This window comes from Paraburkholderia sp. MM6662-R1, assembly GCF_050436245.1.
Classification (GTDB): Bacteria; Pseudomonadota; Gammaproteobacteria; order Burkholderiales; family Burkholderiaceae; genus Paraburkholderia; species Paraburkholderia tuberum.
Genome location: NZ_JBNDLV010000001.1, coordinates 1699195 through 1720076, shown reverse-complemented (window position 1 = coordinate 1720076; position 20882 = coordinate 1699195). Strand labels below are relative to the sequence as shown.

The 20882-nt window shown below is 63.3% G+C and carries 16 protein-coding genes and 1 pseudogene; 10 read left to right on the top strand and 7 right to left on the bottom strand.

Annotated elements, in window-relative coordinates:
* Positions 1-11 precede the first annotated feature (11 nt).
* Genes OKW39_RS08125 through OKW39_RS08110 form a run of 4 tightly spaced genes read right to left on the bottom strand, consistent with a single transcriptional unit; the run spans position 12 to position 7531 of the window.
* A complete protein-coding gene (locus tag OKW39_RS08125; protein ID WP_429362219.1) occupies positions 12-1130 on the bottom strand; it encodes a glycosyltransferase in 1119 nt (372 codons plus the stop codon).
* On the bottom strand, positions 1127-4363 hold the full coding sequence (locus tag OKW39_RS08120; RefSeq protein ID WP_429562395.1) for a glycosyltransferase family 4 protein: 3237 nt from the start codon (positions 4361-4363) through the stop codon (positions 1127-1129). The genes OKW39_RS08125 and OKW39_RS08120 overlap by 4 nt, the downstream gene beginning before the upstream one ends.
* Complete coding sequence (locus tag OKW39_RS08115) at positions 4356-6563, bottom strand: glycosyltransferase family 2 protein (RefSeq protein WP_429562394.1); 2208 nt, start codon at positions 6561-6563, stop codon at positions 4356-4358. The genes OKW39_RS08120 and OKW39_RS08115 overlap by 8 nt, the downstream gene beginning before the upstream one ends.
* Positions 6560-7531, bottom strand: coding sequence for a glycosyltransferase (locus OKW39_RS08110; protein WP_090803327.1), 972 nt, complete (start codon positions 7529-7531; stop codon positions 6560-6562). The genes OKW39_RS08115 and OKW39_RS08110 overlap by 4 nt, the downstream gene beginning before the upstream one ends.
* A 520-nt stretch (positions 7532-8051) precedes the next feature.
* On the opposite strand from OKW39_RS08110, the gene OKW39_RS08105 reads away from it, so the two are divergent.
* From OKW39_RS08105 to OKW39_RS08065, 9 genes and pseudogenes are all read left to right on the top strand, one after another.
* Positions 8052-9011 carry an NAD-dependent epimerase/dehydratase family protein gene (locus tag OKW39_RS08105; RefSeq protein ID WP_090803328.1) on the top strand — a complete coding sequence of 320 codons (960 nt, stop codon included), beginning with the start codon at positions 8052-8054 and terminating at the stop codon, positions 9009-9011.
* 49 nt (positions 9012-9060) lie between these two features.
* Positions 9061-10083, top strand: coding sequence for an MraY family glycosyltransferase (locus OKW39_RS08100; RefSeq protein ID WP_429562393.1), 1023 nt, complete (start codon positions 9061-9063; stop codon positions 10081-10083).
* Between the two features lie 11 nt (positions 10084-10094).
* Positions 10095-11975, top strand: a complete 1881-nt coding sequence (locus OKW39_RS08095; RefSeq protein ID WP_429335862.1) for a polysaccharide biosynthesis protein — start codon at positions 10095-10097, stop codon at positions 11973-11975.
* Positions 11976-12439: 464 nt separating this feature from the next.
* Positions 12440-12958, top strand: a complete 519-nt coding sequence (locus OKW39_RS08090; protein ID WP_429562392.1) for a DUF2778 domain-containing protein — start codon at positions 12440-12442, stop codon at positions 12956-12958.
* Complete coding sequence (locus OKW39_RS08085) at positions 12939-13196, top strand: hypothetical protein (RefSeq protein ID WP_184045459.1); 258 nt, start codon at positions 12939-12941, stop codon at positions 13194-13196. The genes OKW39_RS08090 and OKW39_RS08085 overlap by 20 nt, the downstream gene beginning before the upstream one ends.
* A gap of 401 nt (positions 13197-13597) precedes the next feature.
* The gene (locus OKW39_RS08080; RefSeq protein ID WP_429562391.1) at positions 13598-14125 is read left to right on the top strand and encodes a DUF2778 domain-containing protein; all 528 of its coding nucleotides are present in this window, start codon (positions 13598-13600) and stop codon (positions 14123-14125) included.
* A 79-nt stretch (positions 14126-14204) separates the two neighbouring features.
* Positions 14205-14354, top strand: coding sequence for a hypothetical protein (locus OKW39_RS08075; protein ID WP_316251815.1), 150 nt, complete (start codon positions 14205-14207; stop codon positions 14352-14354).
* 362 nt (positions 14355-14716) lie between these two features.
* Positions 14717-15236, top strand: a pseudogene (locus tag OKW39_RS08070) (DUF2778 domain-containing protein).
* Positions 15217-15474 carry a hypothetical protein gene (locus OKW39_RS08065; RefSeq protein WP_090803343.1) on the top strand — a complete coding sequence of 86 codons (258 nt, stop codon included), beginning with the start codon at positions 15217-15219 and terminating at the stop codon, positions 15472-15474. Before OKW39_RS08070 ends, OKW39_RS08065 begins: the two are co-directional and overlap by 20 nt.
* 127 nt (positions 15475-15601) lie before the next feature.
* Here OKW39_RS08065 and OKW39_RS08060 read toward each other — a convergent pair whose 3' ends face one another.
* Positions 15602-16702, bottom strand: coding sequence for an MraY family glycosyltransferase (locus OKW39_RS08060; RefSeq protein WP_184059737.1), 1101 nt, complete (start codon positions 16700-16702; stop codon positions 15602-15604).
* A gap of 248 nt (positions 16703-16950) precedes the next feature.
* Here OKW39_RS08060 and OKW39_RS08055 point away from each other — a divergent pair, with 248 nt between their 5' ends.
* Positions 16951-18510 (top strand): methyl-accepting chemotaxis protein, encoded by a 1560-nt coding sequence (locus tag OKW39_RS08055; protein WP_184059735.1) that lies wholly within the window; start codon positions 16951-16953, stop codon positions 18508-18510.
* A 125-nt stretch (positions 18511-18635) separates the two neighbouring features.
* Here OKW39_RS08055 and galE read toward each other — a convergent pair whose 3' ends face one another.
* Both galE and OKW39_RS08045 read right to left on the bottom strand, forming a co-directional pair.
* Complete coding sequence (galE, locus tag OKW39_RS08050; protein ID WP_429362197.1) at positions 18636-19658, bottom strand: UDP-glucose 4-epimerase GalE; 1023 nt, start codon at positions 19656-19658, stop codon at positions 18636-18638.
* Positions 19659-19671: 13 nt separating this feature from the next.
* Entirely contained in the window at positions 19672-20820 is a 1149-nt protein-coding gene (locus OKW39_RS08045; protein ID WP_429562390.1) for a glycosyltransferase family 4 protein, read from the bottom strand.
* Positions 20821-20882 lie beyond the last annotated feature (62 nt).

Below are 20882 nucleotides of genomic sequence, written 5' to 3'. Positions count from 1 at the left end.
GGCGGCGCTGACTATCGATCTCTTTTCAGCGAAACGGCCGCCGTACCTGCGCGCGCATGCGTCGACGCGGCCGCCATGCCGACCCCGGCGCCGATGAAGATGTTGCGCCATACCTCGTCGCTGGCACGTTGCAGCACACCGTCGGCATGTTTGACGAAGGCCGTGTCGATCGGACAGCGGCCGTGGGTCTGGCCGAGGCGCTGCGTGATCACGGGTATCCAGGCGGCGAGTTCGGCATGGGCGTCGAACACGCAGTCGGGCGGGCAAATCTCCTGAGCGGCCGTGTCGCCACGCACGAATACGGGCTTGCCGTAATGCATCGCTTCGAGCACCGGCACGCAGAAGCCTTCGTGGCGGCTCATCGCGAGCAACGCGTGGGTGGATTCGTAGCACTCGAACAGATCGGCGTCGTCGAGCATGCCCTTGAAGTCGACCTGCTCGAGCACGCCGAGACGCCGCGCGTGATTGATCAGAAATTTCAGGTAATCGTAGTTCGGCGTGCTGCCGACGATGCTCAGCGTCGCGCCGAAATCACGCTGCTTCAGCAGCGACAGAATCTCGATGCCGTCCTCGATGCGTTTATGCGGCACCACGCGGCCCACCATCAGCAGGTTCGGCTCAGGGCGCTTGCGGCCCTTGCGCGGTCCTTCGCGCCGGAACACGTACATGTCGGGAAAGATCGGCGGCACGACCTTGATGGCGTCCGCCGCGACGATGCCGGCGAGGCTCGCCGCCGTGCTGCGCGAATTCGCGACGACGGTGTCGAAGTGCGCGAGCAGCGGCAGTTGCGCGAGTGCCTTCTCGCACAACTGTGCGGTGCGCGGTTCGAGCGCGCGCAGCAACTGCGGGTCCGTCACGCCGTGGATGTAGCAGATCTTCCTGCAATCGAGCGCGAGTGTCCGCTCGAGGTACGGATCGTAGATCGAGTAACTCAGCAGAACCACATCGTCGCGAGTGACCTCTTCGAAAAATGCGTCAAGCGGGCGCACTCCATTCGTTCCCTCCTCGAAACCGCTTGCATACAGCTCGGCCCTCATGCCGAGACGTTCAGCCATGCGTACGAAACCGATGCAGTGGTTACCCACCGCATCGCCCGAGAAAATGTCCGGAGCACATACCCGCAGCGTCATATCGTCTTCGCCTCCGCAATGTCGTTCAACCGTCGCGCATACGCGCGTGCGACTGCCTCAACTGAGTAGTCGCGCTCGATGCGCGCCTTCCCCGCCAGTGCGATGCGCTCACGCAGTGGCGCATCGTCGATCATGCGTTTGAGCTGTTCCGCCGCGATCGATACCTCCGCATCGCACCAGTACTGACCTTCGGCGAACAGGTAGTCGCCGGGGCGCAGCGGCACGAGTTCGCCATCCACGAGGAACGCGGTGTCGGGTTCGCAAAAGTCGACGTTGCCCGAGAAGTTCGTGACCACGACCGGCTGCCCCAACGCCATCGCCTCCGCGATCACGCGGCCGAAGCCTTCGCTACGGTGCAGCGAAATATAGGCGTCGCAGCAGGCCATGAAGTCGGTCGAGTCCTGGCGGCTCAGGCGCTCGGACACGATGTGAACGCGGCTATCGCCCGCGACAAGGTCGAGCACGGCGCGCCACACCGGGTCGTCGTCGCGCACGTTCATCGCCTTGATGACGAGCCCGACGCCCGGGGAGCTGTCGCCGAACGCCTGCTTGAACGCCTGCACGCCGGCGACCGGATTCTTGCGGCTCAGCCACGAGTTGCCGTCGAACATCAGGTAGAACAGGAACTCGTTGGCCGGCAGGCCAAAGCGCTCGCGCTTCGGCTCGAGCGGCGCGGGGACCTCGACCGCCATCGGCATCTGGTAGACCGGCGTGTTGCCGAGCCGGCTGTAGACGCTCTGCACGAAGCGGCTCTGCGCCCAGATTTCGTCGACCATCTGATGCACGTTGCCGAATGCGTTCGGCCAGTGGGGCAGTTCCCATGGCCATGCGCCGATCTTGTGCGTGGGCGCGTCGATCAGGCTGCGGCCGCCTTCCAGAGCGAGCCGCACCATTTCGGGCGCCGGCAGGCAGATCAGGCTGATGTTGTACTTGAGCTCGTCGCTGATCAGATGATCGACCGAGTGTTCGAGGCGCGCGGGTCCCGCCATCGGCGCATTGAGCAGCGTGACCGGTGTCGACGACAGTTGCAGTACGCGGGCGGCCATGCGCGCGTCTTCGCCGAGGCCCAGCACACCTTGCGGGAAGCCGATGATGTTGACGCCGAAGTCGTAGCCGATGCCTTCGACGCGCGCGTGATAGCGCGCGGGCTCGTGCGCGTCGTCATCGGCTTCGTCGTCGGCGCTGTCGGTCCAGCGCACCTTCAGCGAGCCGACCAGCGGATATTCGGTCGACGCCCATTCGTTCCACCAGCGCACGAGCTGGTCGCGGCCATCCGCGGTGTTCAGGTCGTACACTTCGCGCAGATCCGGGCGGTCATTCGCGATCATCGTCAGGAAGCGCGGCAGCAAGGTGTCGTCCGCCGGCTGCTCGTCGTCGATTCTCGCGAGCTCTTCGGCCAGATGAGTCGGCGTCCATTTGATCGCGTAGTACTCGTCGTGCCCGTGCTTGTCCCACCACGAGATGAAGCCGAGCCGTTCGCTGAAGCTGTTCAGGTTGAACGATGCCTGCAGGTCGGACCGCTCGTTCCAGATCAGCAGCAGAAAGCGCGGCAGCAGCGGCAGCGCGCCTTGCTCGCCGGCTGGCGCGCCGAACAGGCCGTCGGGCAACGGCGGGATGACCCAGTGAAGCGCCGGATACTGGTGCTGCCCGTGTTCGATCCACCACGACAGGCACTTCAGACGCCCGGTGAAGGTGTCGAGCGAGCAGAGCTCCTGCAGATCCTGGCGCTCGTCATGCAACAGCCGCAGGAAGCGCGGCACCGGCAGCCAGTCGGCGTGCGTGCCCCATTCGGGCTCGAACATCAATGCGGGTGTGGTGGGCGGCACCCATTCGCCCTCGCGTTCTTCGGCGAGATGCGTCGGCGACCATTCGATCGCGTAGTACTCGCTGTGCCCGTGCTTTTCCCACCACGAAATGAACGCGAGCCTCTCGCGGAAGCTGCTCAGGTTGAACGACGCCTGCAGGTCGGGCCGCTCGTTCCAGATCAGCGGCAGAAAGCGCGGCAGCAGCGGCAGCGCGCCTTGCTCGCCCGCTTCCATCTTGAACAGGGTGTCGGGCAACGGCGGGATGCCCCAGTGAATCGCCGGATACTGGTGCTGCCCGTGCTCGATCCACCACGACAGGCACTTCAGGCGCCCGGTGAAGCTGTCGAGCGAGCAGAGTTCCTGCAGGTCCCGGCGCTCACCGTGCAGCAGCCGCAGGAAGCGCGGCACCGGTAGCCAGTCGGCGTGCGAGCCAAATTCGGGCTCGAACATCACGGCGGAGGGCGTGGGCGGCACCCATTTGATCGCGTGGTACTGATGCTGGCCGTGTTCGATCCACCACGACAGACAGCTGAGCCGCCCGCGGAAGGACTGCAGCGTGAAGGTCTCCTGCAGGTCCGGCCGGTCCTTGTAGATCTCGCACAGGAAGCGCGGCACGTAAGGGCCACCGTCCGCGGGAGGCGCTTCGGGCTCGAGCATGAAGCCGCCGATCGGCGGCTGCGACCACTTGATGCGCGGATACTCGCGCTGGCCGTGGTCTTCCCACCAGCTGAGCGCGTTGAGCCGCGAAGTGAAGCTGTTCAGATTGAACGCGCTGCGCAGATCGGGCCGCTCGGTCGTGATCAGCGCGAGGAAGCGCGGAAACGGCATCGCGCTGGAGTCGGCCGCGTCGATCGGTTCCAGCAGCCCGGGCCACGCGATCGGCGGACGCCACGTTACGCGCGGGCAGGTGAGCTGACCGTACTGCTCCCACCAGTCGAGGCAGTTAAGATAGCCGGTCAGCGTGTTCAGGTTGAATGCCTGAGACAGATCGCCGCGATTGCGCACGACCGTCGTCATCAGCTTCGGCAATTGCAGGCCGGCTTCTTCGAGCACGGTGACGGGCTCGTGCAGCGTCTCGCTCAGATGCTTCGCATCGAGCACGCTCGGTTTGGTCGAGCCGAGCCAGTACGTGACGGCGTCCGGATGCCGCTCGATCAGCGTGTCGTTGTCGAGCTGACGCAAATATTCGAGGTCTTCCTGTCGCAGCACCCAGTTGAAGTCCGGATACGTTTCGCGCGCCGACATTTCCCACCAGAAATACAGCGTGACGCGGTCATCCAGCACTTTGGAATTGAAGCGCGCGAGATCGGCTCTGAACTTCATCAGAAAGTAGATCGCGCTCGGCAGGCAGAACAGTTCCCCCGGCGATGGATGGCGGTACTCCGCCAGCCATCCGGTCTTGTTTTTTTTGGGTCCCAGATTAATCAAGATTTGCAATCCTTGAAGGCCAAGCAAAGGAAAAATCGTCGGCAGTCAGTGTCAGATTGGGTGAATAGCAGGGATCGTTCATCAACAGATGCTCCCAGCGCTGTCTGACCAACTCAGATTCCTGGTTGAAGCGGCTGATTTTTTCCGGTGTGTCTTCGGCGCCGCGGGTTGCCGATTCGTGATGATAAAGCTCCGCGTAGGGCGTCCACACATTGCGGTAGCCCGCTTGCCGCACACGCAGGCAAAAATCGATGTCGTTGTAAGCGACGTGTAACTGTTCGTCGAGGCCGCCGACTTCCTTGTAGATCGACTGGCGAATCAGCAGGCACGCGGCGGTCACCGCGCACATCACGTTGCGCAGGCGTGCGCGCGCGAAGTAGCCGGGGTGCGAATTGGGGAAATGCTTGTGCGCATGGCTCGCGATACCGCCGACGCCGAGCACCACGCCGCCATGCTGGATCGTGTCGTCCGGATACAGCAGTTTCGCGCCGACCGCGCCGACATTCGCCTGCAGCGCGACCGACACCATTTCCTCGAGCCAGTCGCCGTTGATCACTTCGATGTCGTTGTTCATCAGACAGACGAAGTCCGCCGTGCTCGCGAGCGCGACGCGGTTGTTCAGCGCCGAGTAGTTGAACGGCGAATCGTCGCGCACGACCTTGATGCGCTCGTCCTCTTGCAGGCGCGCGAACAGGTCGTGCGTTTCCTGCTTGAGCGAGCCGTTGTCGATGATCGTGATGCGCAAGTTCGGATAGCTCGATTTCTGCCGCACCGATTCCACGCATTGCTCGACGAGTCCGGCGGAATCGCGCGTCGGAATGATGATCTCCACCGACGGCAGCACCTCGGGCAAGTCGTACACGACCTTGTTGAAGGCGTCCGTGCCCGGCGCGTGCTCGGTGTGGGCGTTGATGCCGTTGCGCGCGAGGTGTTCGTCGAGCGCGCGCATCGCCGCGATATGCGCGTACGGCTTGGCTTCATGGCCGGCCGCCGTGCTCTCGGGGATCATGCGCCAGTGGTACAGCGCGCGCGGCACGTGATACACCGTGTGATGACCCGCGCGGTCGATCACGCGCAGCGCGAGGTCGTAGTCCTGCGAGCCTTCGAAGCCGGTTCTGAAGCCGCCGACCTCCTTCATGACCGAAGTCTTGTAGACGCCGAAATGCGAGATCATGTTCTGGCTCAGGAACAGATCGTAGTTGAAGTCGCATTTGAAGTACGGGTCCGAGCGGACCCCGTCGATCGAGATCTTGTCTTCGTCGCTGTAGATCACCGTCGCGTCCGGATGCGCGTTGATCAGCTCGGCGACGCAGTAGAGCGCGAGCGGATGCAATTCGTCGTCGTGGTCGAGCAGGCCGACGAATTCGCCGACGGCAAGCTCGAGCGCCGTGTTGCTGGAGCTGCTGATGTGGCCGTTCGTCGTGCGGTACGCGACCTTGATGCGCGGATCTTTGGCGGCGTAGCTGTCGAGCACCTGCTTGACCTCGGGGTTCGTCGAGCAGTCGTCGGCGATGCACAATTCCCAATTCTCGTAGACCTGGTCGACGACCGAATCGATCGCCATGCGCAGCCACCTGGCCGGCGTGTTGTAGGTCGGCATCACGATGCTGATCAGCGGTTGCAGCGCCCACGCCTTCGAGCGCGCGCGCAGTTCCGGGTAATGCGACGCGGGCGGCTCGTGCCGCTCGATCCATTCCTGATACGTGTGACCCACGGTTGGCGCCGGCGCGGGCTGAGCGCCGCCGCCCCACGACGCCATCCGGCGCGCGCGTTCGAGCAGTTCCGTCGGGCAGTCGGCGTCGGCCACCAGTTCGACGTTGAAGCCGGTGATCGAAAACAGTCCCGCGCGCGCGATCGGATCGAGGCGCAACGGACCGACGAGCGGCGGAAACGCGACGACCTGATCCACCTTGCCGTCAGCGTCGACCACGAGGCCGATCGTCGCGTGCTCCGACATGCCCGCGCCCGCGTCGAAATAGATCATGCACGGCGAGGCCGGCATGTCTTCTTTCGCGAGCTCGAACGAAATATGCGCGGCGCGACCCGACAACTCTTCCCATCCCGTCAGCTCGAACTGCGGATCGCCGTTCGTCGCGTTCCAGGCGAATCCGGAATTCGAGGACGCCTCGACGTTATTCAAGGGACGAAGTTCGAAGTTCTTCATGAGGTTCTTCACGAGGTTCGTCACGGGTTTTGTCATTTCGTCAGCAGGGAATCGTAGAGGTCTTTCAAGGGCGACAGGACGGCCTGCCAGGTCAGATCGCGCGTCGGAGCAGCGGCAGCGCCGCGCGGTTGCGCGAGCGCCGCGCGAATCGATCCGGTGATGCTGTCGACGTCGAACGGATCCAGGTAGGCAACGTGCTGCGCGAAATATTCTTGGGTAGAGCCAACCTTTGTCACCGCGATGCGGGCGCCGGCGGCATGCGCTTCGAGCGCGGCGAGCCCCGGCGTTTCGAGCGTGCTCGGCAGCACGAACGCTTCGCAGGCCGCGTAGGCGGAGCGCAGCAGCGGCGAATCGTGGGGCAGCGTGCCGGTGTAGACGACCTGCGCGCCACCCTCGTCGAAGCATGCCTTCGCATACTCGGGATCGCGCTGATGGCCGATCAGGACAAGCTTCAGGTCGGGGAACGACTTCATCGCCCGGATCAGCGCGAGCTGGTTCTTGCGCGGCTCGATGTTGCCGACGTTCAGGATGAAGCGGCCCTCGATGCCGGATTCGCGGCGGAACGGCTCCGCCGCGACCGGCTCGTAAAAGCTCTGTTCGACGCCGTTCAACACGCTCGCGAACTTCTCGCGCGGCAGATCGAAGATGCGAGCGAGCGTGTCGCATTCGATCTCGGAGTTCGCGACCACGCGGTCCGCGAGAGAAAACTGATGATGGATTTCGCCGATCGGATAGAGATGCCTGGTTTCCTCCGTCACCCACAGACTCGACGACACGACGAGCGGCAAGCCGAGTTGCTTGACGAAGTTGCAGAAGTGCACCGAGCCACCGACGCACGAAAAGAAATGCACCACGTCGTGTTCTAGAAAACGCGGCTTCCACGGATCGAACAGCGTAACGTCGACGCCATGCGCGGGCAGATGCTTGTGATACGCAAGCAATTGGATTTCTCCGCCGCCGGGGGTATGGAAAGCCATCGGGTAGGTGGCGAACAGCACTTTCATAGGTGGGACTCTAGTCGCTCAAACAGTTCTTTTCTTCAGACCAGCACGTCGCGGCACGCCGCTGCGCGTAACGCGCGAACATGGCGGCGAGACCGGCAGGTTTCGGGGCATTCACGTGGATGCTCGCCGCGCGCTTGCGCGGCCTTCAGGCGCGGACTTGCCGGTGCGCGGGCCGGGGCCTGATCGCACGGCCCGCGAGCAGGCCGGCGTGTGCTGTTGTCGAGCACGTCGGATCGATACCACGAATTCCACATGCGCGAATATGTTTGAGTTGTTACGAAGTGTACGAACGACGCGCCAGCAGGCGCAGGTCCGTTTTATTATCACGGCCCGAATACAATACGTTCCCAGCCAGACTTCCTGAGAAAGCACCGCCGATGCCAGATTGTATCGTGTCTGATCCGCCTTTCCCGCCGTTTGCGGCCGCGTCGAGTCCTGACGGCGATCGTCTGTTTGCGTGGGTCGCGCGGCATGGCGTGGGCGTAATCGTGCGCCGCGAAGTGCATGACGGAGCATTGCGATGAGTCTGCAGATCCTCGTCACCGGCGCCAACGGCTTCGTCGGCCAGGCGGTGTCCCGCGCGTTGCTGCGGCGGGGCGATCGAGTGACTGGCGTGGTGCGCCGGCCGCAGACGGCCGCCGAGGGCGTGCGCGAATGGCTGCTCGATACCGAAGACTTTGCGGGCATCGACCAGCGCTGGCCGGTCGCGCTCACTTGCGATGCGGTGATCCATCTGGCGTCGCGCGTGCACGTGATGCGGGAGACCCTGACCGAGCCGCTCGCCGCCTATCGCGCGACCAATGTCGAGGGCAGCTTGCGCGTCGCGGCCGCGGCGCGGCGCGCGGGCGCGAGGCGCTTCGTGTTCGTCAGCAGCATCAAGGCGATGGGCGAGGCGAGCAGCGGCCGGCCGATCGCTGAAACGGATCAGCCCGCGCCGTCCGATGCGTATGGCATCTCGAAACTGGAAGCCGAGCGCGCGCTGTTCGACTACGGCCGCTCGACGGGTCTCGAAGTCGTCGTGGTGCGGCCGCCGCTGGTCTACGGGCCGCGCGTGCGCGCGAACTTCCTGCAGCTGATGAACGCGGTCGCGAGAGGCATTCCGTTGCCGCTCGGCGCGCTCAGCGCGCTGCGCAGCCTCGTGTTCGTCGATAACCTCGCGGACGCGCTCGTGCATTGCGCGACCGATCCGCGCGCGGCCGGCGAAACCTTCCATGTGACCGACGGCCGCGACCTCAGCGTGCCGGAACTCGCGCGTCTGCTGGCCACGCAGCTTCACGTGCCCGCGCGGCTCGTGCCGGTGCCGGCCAGCCTGCTGCGTCTCGCGGGTCGCCTGACCGGCCGCTCGGCGCAGATCGATCGATTGACCGGCGAGCTGCGCGTCGACAGTTCGCATATCCGCGAATGTCTGAACTGGTCTGCGCCGCATACGGTCGAGCATGGGCTGCTCGAAACCGCGGCGTGGTATCGCTCAACGCATTGACCACGGGTTGAACCCGCCTTGACTCCGACCTGAACCGCTAACGCTATCGATGCCGCTCGCTGCACACTCTGCCTCTTCCGTCGTCTCTCTACTGCCGTGGGGCGTCGCCGCGCTCGCCGCCTGCGCGGCGATCCTGTGGACGCTGCTGCGCACCGGCCTCGCGTGGCGGCTCGCCACCGACATCCCCAACGACCGCTCGCTGCACACGCGCCCGACGCCGCGCGTCGGCGGGTGGGGCATCGTGCCGGTCGCGGTGCTGCTGATCGCGCTGGCGGCGCCGTCGCTGTGGCTGCCCGCGCTTGCCGCGGCGCTGCTCGCGGCGCTATCGCAGCTCGACGATCGACGTGGCCTGCCCGCACGCGTGCGCTTCGGCGGTCATGCGGCGGCGGTGGCGGCACTGATCGCCGTCTATCCGGCCGACGTGCCGTGGTGGGCGCTCGCGTGCATGGCGGTTCTGCTCGTGTGGCTCGTCAATCTCTACAACTTCATGGACGGCTCGGACGGCCTCGCGGGCGGCATGGCGCTGTTCGGCTTCGGCGGCTATGCGGTGGCCGCCTCGCTGTCGTCGCACGCGGACCCGGCGCTCGCGACGGCGAGCCTGATCGTCACAGGCGCGGCCGCGGGCTTTCTGCTGTTCAACTTTCACCCGGCGCGCATCTTTCTCGGTGACGCCGGCTCGATCCCGCTCGGCTTTCTGGCCGGCGCGCTCGGCTATTGGGGGTGGCGCGAGGGTGTATGGCCGGTGTGGTTTCCGGCGCTGTGCTTCGCGCCGTTCATCGGCGATGCGTCGGTCACGCTGCTCAAGCGCCTGCTGCGCGGTGAAAAATTTTGGCAGGCGCATCGTGAACACTACTATCAAAGACTGGTGCAGTCGGGTTTCGGGCACGCATCGACCGCGTGGATTTGGTATCTGTTCATGGCGGCGGGCATAATGCTTGCTATCTGGGCGCTACAATTCGCTCTTCTGTATCAATGGCTGGTTGTCGTCGCATGGGCTGCCGTGCTGGTCGTCGCGGGGCTGTGTATTGATCGCCGCTGGCGGCGCCATGTGTCCCGTTCCGGGCCAATCTGAGGTTCTGCGCAATGAAAAGCTTCAAAGCCAGATGGCTTTCGTTCAGTGCGTTTGCGTTCGACCTGTGCGCGGTGGCAATGGCCTGGCTGCTGGCCTATGTGATCCGGTTCAACGGACCGGTGCCCGCGCCGTTCTGGTCGAGCGGGCTGCATGCGCTCGTGTGGGTGCTGCTGATCTACGCGGTGATGTTCCGCAGCTACGGCCTCTATCGCGGCATGTGGGTGTTCGCGAGCCTGCCCGATCTCGTGCGGATCGCGAAAGCGATCGGCGTCGGCGCGCTCGTCGTCGTGATCGGCTCGGCGCTGTTGCAGCCGGCGCCGGTCGTGCCGCGCTCGGTGCTGATCGTGTCGCCGATGCTGCTGTTCCTGACGATGGGCGGCTCACGCGCGCTGTATCGCGCGGCCAAGGAGTTCTATCGCTACGGCGGACTGGTCGGCCAGGGCAAGCCGGTGCTCGTGCTCGGCGCGGGCAATGCCGGCGCGAACCTCGTGCGCGAGCTGAAGCGCTCGGGCCAATGGCGCCTCGTCGGTCTGCTCGACGACGATCCGATCAAGCAGGGCCGTGAAATCTACGGCTATCGCGTGGTTGGTGCGATCAGCGATCTGCAGAAAATCTGCACGGAGCTGAAGGTCGAGCATGTGATCATCGCGGTGCCGTCGGCGTCGGTGGAGGCGCATCGGCGCATCGCCACGCTGTGCGTGCGCGCCGGCGTACGCGCAATGACGCTGCCCGCGCTCACGCCGCTCACGCAAGGTCAGGCGTTCCTGTCGCGCGTGCGGCAGATCGATCTCGAAGACCTGCTCGGCCGTGACCCGGTGACGATCGACACCGAGCACGTCGCCGCGCTGCTGAAAAACCGCGTCGTGATGGTGACGGGCGCGGGCGGCTCGATCGGCTCGGAGCTATGCCGGCAGATCCTGCGCTTCGGTCCGGTGCAACTGGTCGCGTTCGACATCTCCGAGTTCTCGATCTATCGGCTGAACGAAGAGCTGCGCGACAAGTATCCGGAAGTGTCGGTGGTGCCGATCGTCGGCGACGTGAAGGACTCGCTGCTGCTCGATCAGGTGATGGCGCGCTACTGTCCGCACATCGTGTTTCATGCGGCGGCCTACAAGCATGTGCCGTTGATGGAAGAGGTCAACACGTGGCAGGCGGTGCGCAACAACGTGCTTGGCACGTACCGCGTCGCGCGCGCGGCGATCCGCCACGACGTCGCGCATTTCGTGCTGATCTCGACCGACAAGGCGGTCAACCCGACCAACGTGATGGGCGCGAGCAAGCGGCTCGCGGAGATGGCGTGCTCGGCGCTGCAGCAGCAGGGCGCGCGGCGCACGCAGTTCGAGACGGTGCGCTTCGGCAACGTGCTCGGCAGCGCTGGCAGCGTGATTCCGAAGTTCCAGGAGCAGATCGCGCGCGGCGGGCCGGTGACCGTCACGCATCCGGAAATCACGCGTTTCTTCATGACGATTCCGGAGGCGTCGCAACTCGTGTTGCAGGCGTCGAGCATGGGGCGCGGCGGCGAGATTTTCATTCTCGACATGGGCAAGCCGGTGCGAATCGCCGATCTTGCGCACGATCTGATCCGCCTGTACGGTTTCACCGAAGAGCAGATTCGCGTCGTGTTCACGGGTTTGCGTCCGGGCGAGAAGCTTTACGAAGAACTGCTCGCGGACGACGAAACCACCACGCGCACGCCGCATCCGAAGCTGCGCATCGCACAGGCGCGCGAGGTGCCGGACAGCCTGATCGACAATCTGCTGCCGTGGCTGATGCAGCATCGCGTGCCGGCCGACGATGAAGTGCGGCGCGATCTGCGGCGCTGGGTGCCGGAGTATCTGCCGGCTACGGCGACGACACTGCGTAGTGTGGCGCCGGCGACGCGGGTGTCGTAGGCGTTCCGCCGCGAGTCATCGGAGTAGTCGAAGCATTGAATCAGTACCCGCGAAGGCAGGTCATTTGACCCGTTGAAGTTGGCCGCCGGATGTTTATCGATAAGAGCCCCTACAGACATGCTGGGGCTTTTTTTTTGCCTATGAGAGCTGACGACCATCGCGCACGCCCCGGCTTTTCGGAGTCGTCTGAAGCCTGCGCCCGGCACATACACCTAGCATTGAACCGTCGCCTCCCGGTATGTCATTCCCGCTGAGGTGGCGGCTCTGTTGGCTCTTTTTCTGTGATGCAAAGGTATTGCGCGCCCCTGTGGCGCGTTTTTTTTGTCCAGGCGCAAGAGGCGGCAAATCCGGAATCGACCTATAGCGCGCCAGCGGCACGCGCGCTTGCGGTCAAGGCTCACCAATGGGAGGAACCTATGCAGGACGCAATGACCTACAGCCAGCGCAATCAGGAGGCGTGACACATGGCCTACACCGGCAAATTTCTCGTGAATAACGAGCCACTATCACCGCTCACCATTTCTGGCATCGGCACGTTCAACGCGTATTCAGGCAACAATCAATATCGCAATCGGGGCGGCTGCACGATGGTGCCTAATGATGGGCCGCTCCCTGCCGGTAAATACTGGATCGTGGACCGCCCCACGGGCGGCATCCGTTCTCAGGTGTTTGCATGGGCAAAAGATGAGTGGAATGCAGCAATGGGTCACCCATCGAATCACGGTGATTGGTTCGCGCTATATCGTGATGATGGGACGATTGATGATCTGACGTGGATTAATGGCGTCAAACGCGGGCAGTTCCGTTTACATCCGGCAGGCGGACGCGGGATTTCGCTTGGCTGCATCACGCTGCCGAGCCATAGCGATTTCATTAGAATCCGCAACGCGCTGCTGCACACGGTCAAAATCCCCGCGCGCAGTTCGGGCCTTCTCGCCTACGGAACAATTGAGGTCATCACATATGGCAACACTTGCCCGTAGGGTGTTCAAGGTCGCCCTGTTTATCGGCCTGTGCTATCTCTCTCTGCTCTATGTCCGTCCGTACCATTATGAGTGGACAGAAAGCGAGTCGCGCGCATGGTTTGGTGCTTCGCGTTGGCTTGGTGTCCGCGATCCCGAAGATTTGTATTTCGTGGTGTGGGTGACGATTGAACTGATCGCGGCGGCGCTGGCGTATGTGGCGATCATGAAGCTATGGCGGTGGTATCGCACGAAGTAGACGAAAGCCCCGGCGACGGGGCTTTTCTATTGTGGGAGGGGTCGGGCCGCGAGGCCTGCCCCTATCCCGATTTTGCCCAGGAGAGTTGACGACCATCGCGCATGCCCCGGCTTTTCGGAGTCGTCTGAAGCCTGCGCCCGGCACATACACCTAGCATTGAACCGTCGCCGCCCGGTATGTCGTTCCCGCTGAGGTGGCGCCCCGGTTGGCTCTTTTTCTGTGATGCAAAGGTATTGCGCGCCCCTGTGGCGCTTTTTTTTGTCCAGGCGCAAGAGGCGGCAAATCCGGAATCGACCTGTAGCGCGCCAGCGGCACGCGCGCTTACGGTCCAGGCTCACCAACGGGAGGAACCTATGCAGGACGCAATGACCTACAGCCAGCGCAATCAGGAGGCGTGAAACATGGCTTACTTCGGCAAATTTCTCGTGAACAACGCGCCGCTGTCACCGCTCACCATTAATGGCATCGGCACATTCGACGCCTATTCCGGCAACGGCCAATACCGCAATCGGGGCGGCTGCACAATGGTTCCCAATAACGGGCCGATCCCCGCTGGCAAGTACTGGATCGTCCCGCGCCCTACTGGCGGCGTGCGCTCTGCGGTAGAAACGTGGTTAAAAGATGAGTTCAATTACTACTCGTCGCACCCGACCGATCACAGTGAATGGTTTGCACTGTATCGTGGTGATGGGCTAATCGACGATTACACATGGATCAACGGCGTGCGGCGTGGAAACTTCAGGTTGCATCCGGCAGGTGGTCGGGGTGTTTCGCTTGGCTGCATTACCCTGCCGAGCCGTACGGATTTCCTGAGAATCCGCAACTCACTCCTTCACACCATGACGATCCCTGCCGGCAATTCGGGGCTTCGCGCCTACGGAACAATTGAGGTCATTACCTATGGCAACACCTGTCCGAAGGGTGCTTAAGGTCCTGCTGTTTATAGGTCTGTACCTTCTGTCATTCCGATTTGTCCGACCGTACGACGATGGGTGGACCGAGTCTGAGATGCGTGCATGGATACACGCTTCGGAGGTGCTAGGTATCGGCGATCCCGAAAACCTGTATATCGGCCTGTGGATGACTATCGAACTGATCGTGGCGGTGCTGGCGTATGTGGCAATCATGAAGCTATGGCGGTGGTATCGCACGAAGTAGACGAAAGCCCTGGGGAGGGGGCTTTTCTATTTTTGCTCAGGAGAGTTGACGACCATCGCGCACGCCCCGGCGTTTCGGAGTTGTCTGAAGCCTGCGCCCGGCACATACACCTAGCATTGAATCGTCGCAACCCGGTATCGCTTTCTCGCTGAGGTGGCGGTTCGGTTAGCTCTTTTATCTGTGATGCAAATTTTTGCGCGCCCTTGTGGCGCGCTTTTTTTGCCCAGGCGAAGGAGGCGGCAAATCGGGAATCGACCTGTAGCGCGCCAGGGGCACGCGCGCTTACGGTCAAGGTTCCCCGACGGGAGGAACCTGTGCAGGACGCAATGACCTACAGCCAGCGTAATCAGGAGGTGTGACATATGGCCTACACCGGCAAATTCCTCGTGAATAACGAGCCACTATCACCGCTCACCATTTCTGGCATCGGCACCTTTGACGCTTATTCTGGCGACCGGCAATACCGCAATCGGGGCGGCTGCACGGCTGTGCCTAGCAAGGGGCCGATTCCCGCCGGCAAATACTGGATCGTCGACCAGTCCGACTGGTGGCATCCGTTCACAGGCTTACGCATTGGGAAAAGACGCGTTGAATGCCGTTTTCGGCCATCCGTCGAATCACGGTGACTGGTTCGCCCTGTATCGGGATGACGGACTAGTCGATGATTTCACTTGGGTCAATGGTGTCAAGCGTGGGCAGTTCCGGTTGCATCCAGCAGGCGGGCACGGCGCATCACTTGGTTGCATTACCTTGCCGAGCCATAGCGATTTCATGAGAATCCGCAATGCGCTGCTGGGCACCATGACGATCCTTGCCGGCATTTCGGGGCTTCGGGCCTACGGAACAATTGAGGTCATCACATATGGCAACACTTGCCCGTAGACTGTTCAAGGTCACGTTGTTTCTGGCGCTGTTTGTTCTCTCTGTTCTTTATGTCCGGCCGTATCCGTACGAGTGGACAGAAAGCGAGTCGAATGCATATTGGGCGGCTTCCGATTGGCTCGGTGTGCGTGACCCTGATGACCTGTATTACATGGTGTGGGTGACTATCGAACTGATCGTGGCGGCGCTGGCGTATGTGGCGATCCTGAAGCTATGGCGGTGGTATCGCACGAGGTAGACGAAAGCCCGGTGACGGGGCTTTTGTTTATCCCGTGCATTGATGAATTTGGAGGAATCTCGTGAAGAGAGGATTTATTGCTACATTTCGAGCCGAGTGAGCCGATTTCAGCCTTTGTCGTTTCTGCTCACCGCTTCCCCTTCCTCACCACCATCCACCGCGGCGACTTGAACCGCACGATGCTCACATAAAGCCACACATAAGTCGCCGCGAACACCACGACGAAGCAGAACAGATGTAGCGTGTGCCGCCAGAACAGCGTCGCCGGCACGACCGCGATCAGGCACAGCAGCCACAGATACGGCGACGTCAGCGAGTTGCGGCGCGTCAGCTCGCGCGCGGTGCGCGCGCCGACCGCCCAGCGCATCAGCCGCTTGTAGACCAGCATATGCAGATGCACGCCATCTGGAATGCCCGGCGACATGCCGCGAATGAACTTCTTGCGGTAGATCGAGAAGCAGGTCTCGAAGATCGGGTACATGAAGAGCAGCATTGGATACCACGCGGATACGTCGCGATTGCGCATCACGAGCAGGATCGACAGCTCGGCGAGCATGAAGCCGATGAAGTAAGCACCGCCGTCGCCCAGAAAAATCAGCCCGGCCGGGAAGTTCCAGATGAAGAAGCCGAGCACCGCGCCCATCATCATGAACGACGCGGACAGCACGACCGGGTCGTGCACCTGGAACGCCACATACGCGAGCGACGCGAACATCATGAACGCGACCATCGACGCGAGGCCGTTGAAGCCGTCGATGATATTGATCGCGTTGGCGAGCGCCGCGACCGCGAGCACCGTGACCACGAACGAGATCGCCGCATATGACAGCAGAAAGTCGAGCGGCGGCACGCTGATGCGCGTGACCGCGATGTCGAGAAAGAACCAGGCGAGCGCGGCGGCCGCCATCGTGCAGATCAGGCGTGCGAGCGGCGACACGCGCTTGGTCAGATCCTCGACGAGCCCCGAGCCGAACGCCGGCATGCCGCACGCGATCAACCCGAGAATGCTGCCCGATACGGCCGGATACGCGCGATGCAACTGCACCGCGGAGACGATCAGCCCGACCAGAATCCCAGTCCCGCCGATGCGCGGCACCGGACGCACGTGGAATTTCTGGACGCCGGCCAGATCGGTGTCGGTCGAGAACTTTTCATGCAGATGCGCATAGCGCACGATCAACAGCGTGATCAGCAGAGAGACGAGAAAGCCGAGCGCAAAACTAAGCATGAAAGTGGGCCTGAGCGAAGACGCGGAATTATACAAACGAAACGTGCGGCGGCCGGCGCGCGGCACGGGCGCGAAGCTTGCATCCAGGCCGGCAAAAAATCCCAGATAGCGAGACCGAAGTGGCCCGCACAGGCCCGTGAGCGCTCGCTCCTCATGGATTCCCCCTATGCGGCGCGCGCGCGCCGCAACCGTAAACCTGGATGCGACGAAGTGTAAGTCGCGCGCAACAAAGGCGTTCCGGAGACCCAATGCTTAATAACATCACAATTCGTGGCGGACTGACGCTCGTGATCAGTGTATTCGTCGCCTTTCTTCTGACGGTGATCGCTGTCGGCTACGGCGCGCTGAAGCTCGCCAACGACAGCCTCGACGACACCCAGCGCAGTGCGGTCGCGCTGTCGCATCTGAAGGCGAGTTCCGAGAAGCTTCTGCAGGTGCAGCTCGCATTGGGCACCTATCAGACCTTGTTCAGCGTCGGCAAGCAGACCGACGATCTGCTGCCGGCCGCGCACAAGGTGCTGCTCGAATCGAACAACGACTTCCGCAACTACATGGCCGGCCCGTTCGCGAGCGACGCAGAGCGCAAGCTCGCGCAGAGCGTCGGCGACGCGCGCGCGGCGCTCGTCGACAAGGCGATCGAACCGGAATTCAAGGCATTGATCGACTTCGACTTCAACACCTTCCGCAACATCCAGGGCGACACGGCGAACAGCCTGTACGCGTCCTACTCGAAAGCGATCGACGCGCTCGAAAAAGCGCAGATGGACAATCAGCATCAGCAGGCCGCGACCGGCGCGCGACGCTTCCAGCTCGCGACAGTGCTGTTCGGCGCGATCGCGGTGATCGCGCTCGTGATCGCGGTGGGCGCTCGGGTCGCGTTGTCGTCGGCGCTGATCAAGCCGGTCAACGCGACGGTCAAGCACTTCGAGCGCATCGCGGCCGGCGACCTGAGCGTCGCGATCAAGGTGAAATCGCGCAACGAGATGGGCCAGCTGCTCGGCGCGCTGACGAGGATGCGCGACGGCCTCGTCGAAACGGTCGGCAAGGTGCGTGGCAGCACGAGCGCGATCACGCAGGGCGCGAACGAAATCGCGTCGGGCAATGCCGATCTGTCGGCGCGCACCGAGCAGCAGGCGGCCGCGCTGCAGCAGACCGCGGCGAGCATGGAGCAGCTGTCGGCGACGGTGAAACAGAACGCCGACAACGCCAGGCAGGCGAACCGCCTCGCGCACGGCGCGCTCGATACGGTCACGCGCGGCGGCAAGGTGGTGTCGCGCGTGACCGAGACGATGGACGGCATCAGCGAGTCGTCGCGCAAGGTCACGGAGATCATCGGCATGATCGAGGGGATTGCGTTTCAGACCAATATTCTCGCGTTGAACGCGGCCGTCGAAGCTGCGCGCGCGGGCGAGCAGGGACGCGGCTTCGCGGTGGTCGCCTCGGAAGTGCGCAGCCTCGCGCAGCGCTCGGGCGCGGCGGCCAAGGAGATCAAGGAGCTGATCGGCGAGTCGGCGGCGAAGGTCGAGGAGGGTGCCTCGCTGGTGTCGGATGCGCAGAAGACGATTCAGGAAGCGCTGAAGGCCGTCGAGCGCGTGACCGGCGTGATGAGCGAGATCGAGGCGTCGGCGCTCGAACAGAGCGACGGTATCGAGCAGGTCAACAAGGCGGTGTCGCAGATCGACGAGGTCACGCAGCACAACGCGGCGCTCGTCGAGCAGGCGGCGGCCGCGGCGAAGTCGCTGGAGGAGCATGCGATGGCGTTGCGTGATGCGGTCGCGGTGTTCCAGCTGGAAGGGGCAACGGCGTAACGCGTTCAGCAGCCACGGCGCTCACCGTTCTGACGAGGTGAGCGCCAAAGCAAACGGCGGCGGCATCCGCGCTACGCGAATGCCGCCGCCATTTTTTTAACGGGATGCGCTGGTGCCGAAGCGCTTTATGCAAACCCCTGCGGATTCGTCGACTGCCAGCGCCAGTGGTCCGCGCACATGCGCTCGATGCCGAACTGCGCGCGCCAGCCGATGATTTTCTCGGCCGCGCTCGGGTCCGCGAAACACTGAGCGACGTCGCCCGGGCGGCGCGCGACGATCTCGTACGGCACCGGCCGCCCCGACGCCTTCTCGAACGAGCGCACCACGTCGAGCACGCTATAGCCCTGGCCCGTGCCGAGATTGACGACGAAGCTCGCATCGCGCTCGACGAGCGCATCGAGTGCGGCGAGATGCCCGCGCGCGAGATCGACCACGTGGATGTAGTCGCGCACGCCGGTGCCGTCGGGCGTCTCGTAGTCGCCGCCGAACACGCGCAGCTTGTCGAGCTTGCCGACCGCGACCTGTGCGACGTACGGCATCAGGTTGTTCGGAATGCCGGCCGGATCTTCGCCGATCAGGCCACTTTCATGCGCGCCGACCGGATTGAAGTAGCGCAGCGTCGCGATGCGCCACGATGGGTCCGACACTTCGAGATCGCGCAGGATCTGCTCGGCGATCAGCTTCGATTGACCATACGGATTGGTCGCCGACAGCGGGAACGATTCGTCGATAGGCGAGCTCTTCGGCACGCCGTACACCGTTGCCGACGAACTGAACACGAACTGCTTGACGTTGCGATCGCGCATCACGCCGAGTAGCGTCAGCAGGCTGCCGACGTTGTTCGCGTAGTACTCGATCGGCTTCGCGACCGACTCGCCGACCGCTTTCAGCGCCGCGAAATGGATCGCGCCGGTGATCGGATGCACATCGAAAATCCGCTGCAGCGCGGCTGCGTCGCGCGCGTCGTCGTCGTAGAAGCTCACCGCACGGCCGGTGATTTTCTCGACGCGCCGCACCGCTTCGCGCTTGCTGTTCACGAGGTTGTCGATCACCGCGACGTCGTAGCCGCCGTTCAGCAGTTCGACGCAGGTGTGCGAGCCGATGAAACCCGCGCCGCCCGTTACCAGAATCGTGCCCTTCATGGTCATGCTGTTGCTCCCATTAAAGTAAAACACCCGTGATTTTTTGCACCAGGTCTTTATAGGTTTCGACGACCATGCGTTCGTCGAATTCGGTCGCGACTTTCTGCCGGCCGCGTTCCGCCATCGCGCGCCGCTCCGCGCCGCTCATGTCGAGCATGCGCGCGAGACTCGCGGCAAGGCTCTGCGCATTGCGCGCTTCGCACAACAAGCCGTTGACGCCGTCGGCCACCACCTCGCGGCAGCCGGGCACGTCGGTCGCGACGATCGGCCGGCCCATCGCCGACGCTTCCATCAGCGTGCGCGGCACGCCTTCGCGATACGACGGCAGCACCACGCAATCGGCATCGGCGATGAACGGCCGCACGTCGTGCGCCTCGCCCAGATATTCGATCACGCCTTCCTGTTCCCACGCGGCGACTTCCTCGCGCGTGATCGCGCTCGGATTGTCGACGCCGACCGGCCCGAGCAGCTGAAAGCGCGCGTGGCGATAGCGCGCGCGCAATTGCCGCGCGGCCTCGACGTATTCGCCGACGCCTTTGTCCCACAGCAGCCGCCCGATCAGCACGAAGCGAAACTCCGCGCGCTCGCGCAGCGGCGTGAACGCGAACTGCTCGAGATCGACGCCCTCGCCGTGCAACAGCCGCGCGCGCTCCGGATGCACGAGCAGCTTGCCGTCGATGAACGCGGCCTGATCGTCGCGATTCAGGAACCACACTTCACGCGGAAAGCGGAACGCAAAACGATACAGCCTTTTGGCGATCTGCGTGGCGCGGCTGTGCTGGATGAACACGTAGCCGAGCCCGGTGGTGACCGCCACCGACTGCACGCCAGCCAGCTTCGCCGCGATCGAGCCGTAGATGTTCGGCTTGATCGTGTAGTGAAACACGACATGCGGACGGATGGTCCTGTACTGCCGATACAGCGCGACGAGCGTGCGCAGATCTTCGCCCGGACTCGTGCCTTTCGACGCCATCGGCAGCTCGATGCAACGGCAGCCCATCGCGGCGAGCAACTCGAAGGTGCGGTCGCGCGGCGCGAGCACCGTCACGTCGACGCCGCGCCCGATCAGCGTGCGGATCAGCCCTTGCCGATACGTATAGATTGCCCAGGCCGTGTTGCAAACGAGTGTAATGCGTAGCGCGGGCGTCGACTTGAAAGAGGGCTTCATGCGAAGAAATGCCGGGCGTTGAATGAAGTGTGGACCATTGATACGAAGACAGCGCCCTACGA

Bases quoted from the DNA above. Each gene is read 5' to 3' on its own strand.
- OKW39_RS08125 (WP_429362219.1), bottom strand. From the start codon at position 1,130: ATGACGCTGCGGGTATGTGCTCCGGACATTTTCTCGGGCGATGCGGTG.
- OKW39_RS08115 (WP_429562394.1), bottom strand. From the start codon at position 6,563: ATGACAAAACCCGTGACGAACCTCGTGAAGAACCTCATGAAGAACTTC.
- OKW39_RS08110 (WP_090803327.1), bottom strand. From the start codon at position 7,531: ATGAAAGTGCTGTTCGCCACCTACCCGATGGCTTTCCATACCCCCGGC.
- OKW39_RS08105 (WP_090803328.1), top strand. From the start codon at position 8,052: ATGAGTCTGCAGATCCTCGTCACCGGCGCCAACGGCTTCGTCGGCCAG.
- OKW39_RS08100 (WP_429562393.1), top strand. From the start codon at position 9,061: ATGCCGCTCGCTGCACACTCTGCCTCTTCCGTCGTCTCTCTACTGCCG.
- OKW39_RS08095 (WP_429335862.1), top strand. From the start codon at position 10,095: ATGAAAAGCTTCAAAGCCAGATGGCTTTCGTTCAGTGCGTTTGCGTTC.
- OKW39_RS08090 (WP_429562392.1), top strand. From the start codon at position 12,440: ATGGCCTACACCGGCAAATTTCTCGTGAATAACGAGCCACTATCACCG.
- OKW39_RS08085 (WP_184045459.1), top strand. From the start codon at position 12,939: ATGGCAACACTTGCCCGTAGGGTGTTCAAGGTCGCCCTGTTTATCGGC.
- OKW39_RS08080 (WP_429562391.1), top strand. From the start codon at position 13,598: ATGGCTTACTTCGGCAAATTTCTCGTGAACAACGCGCCGCTGTCACCG.
- OKW39_RS08075 (WP_316251815.1), top strand. From the start codon at position 14,205: ATGCGTGCATGGATACACGCTTCGGAGGTGCTAGGTATCGGCGATCCC.
- OKW39_RS08065 (WP_090803343.1), top strand. From the start codon at position 15,217: ATGGCAACACTTGCCCGTAGACTGTTCAAGGTCACGTTGTTTCTGGCG.
- OKW39_RS08060 (WP_184059737.1), bottom strand. From the start codon at position 16,702: ATGCTTAGTTTTGCGCTCGGCTTTCTCGTCTCTCTGCTGATCACGCTG.
- OKW39_RS08055 (WP_184059735.1), top strand. From the start codon at position 16,951: ATGCTTAATAACATCACAATTCGTGGCGGACTGACGCTCGTGATCAGT.
- galE (WP_429362197.1), bottom strand. From the start codon at position 19,658: ATGACCATGAAGGGCACGATTCTGGTAACGGGCGGCGCGGGTTTCATC.
- OKW39_RS08045 (WP_429562390.1), bottom strand. From the start codon at position 20,820: ATGAAGCCCTCTTTCAAGTCGACGCCCGCGCTACGCATTACACTCGTT.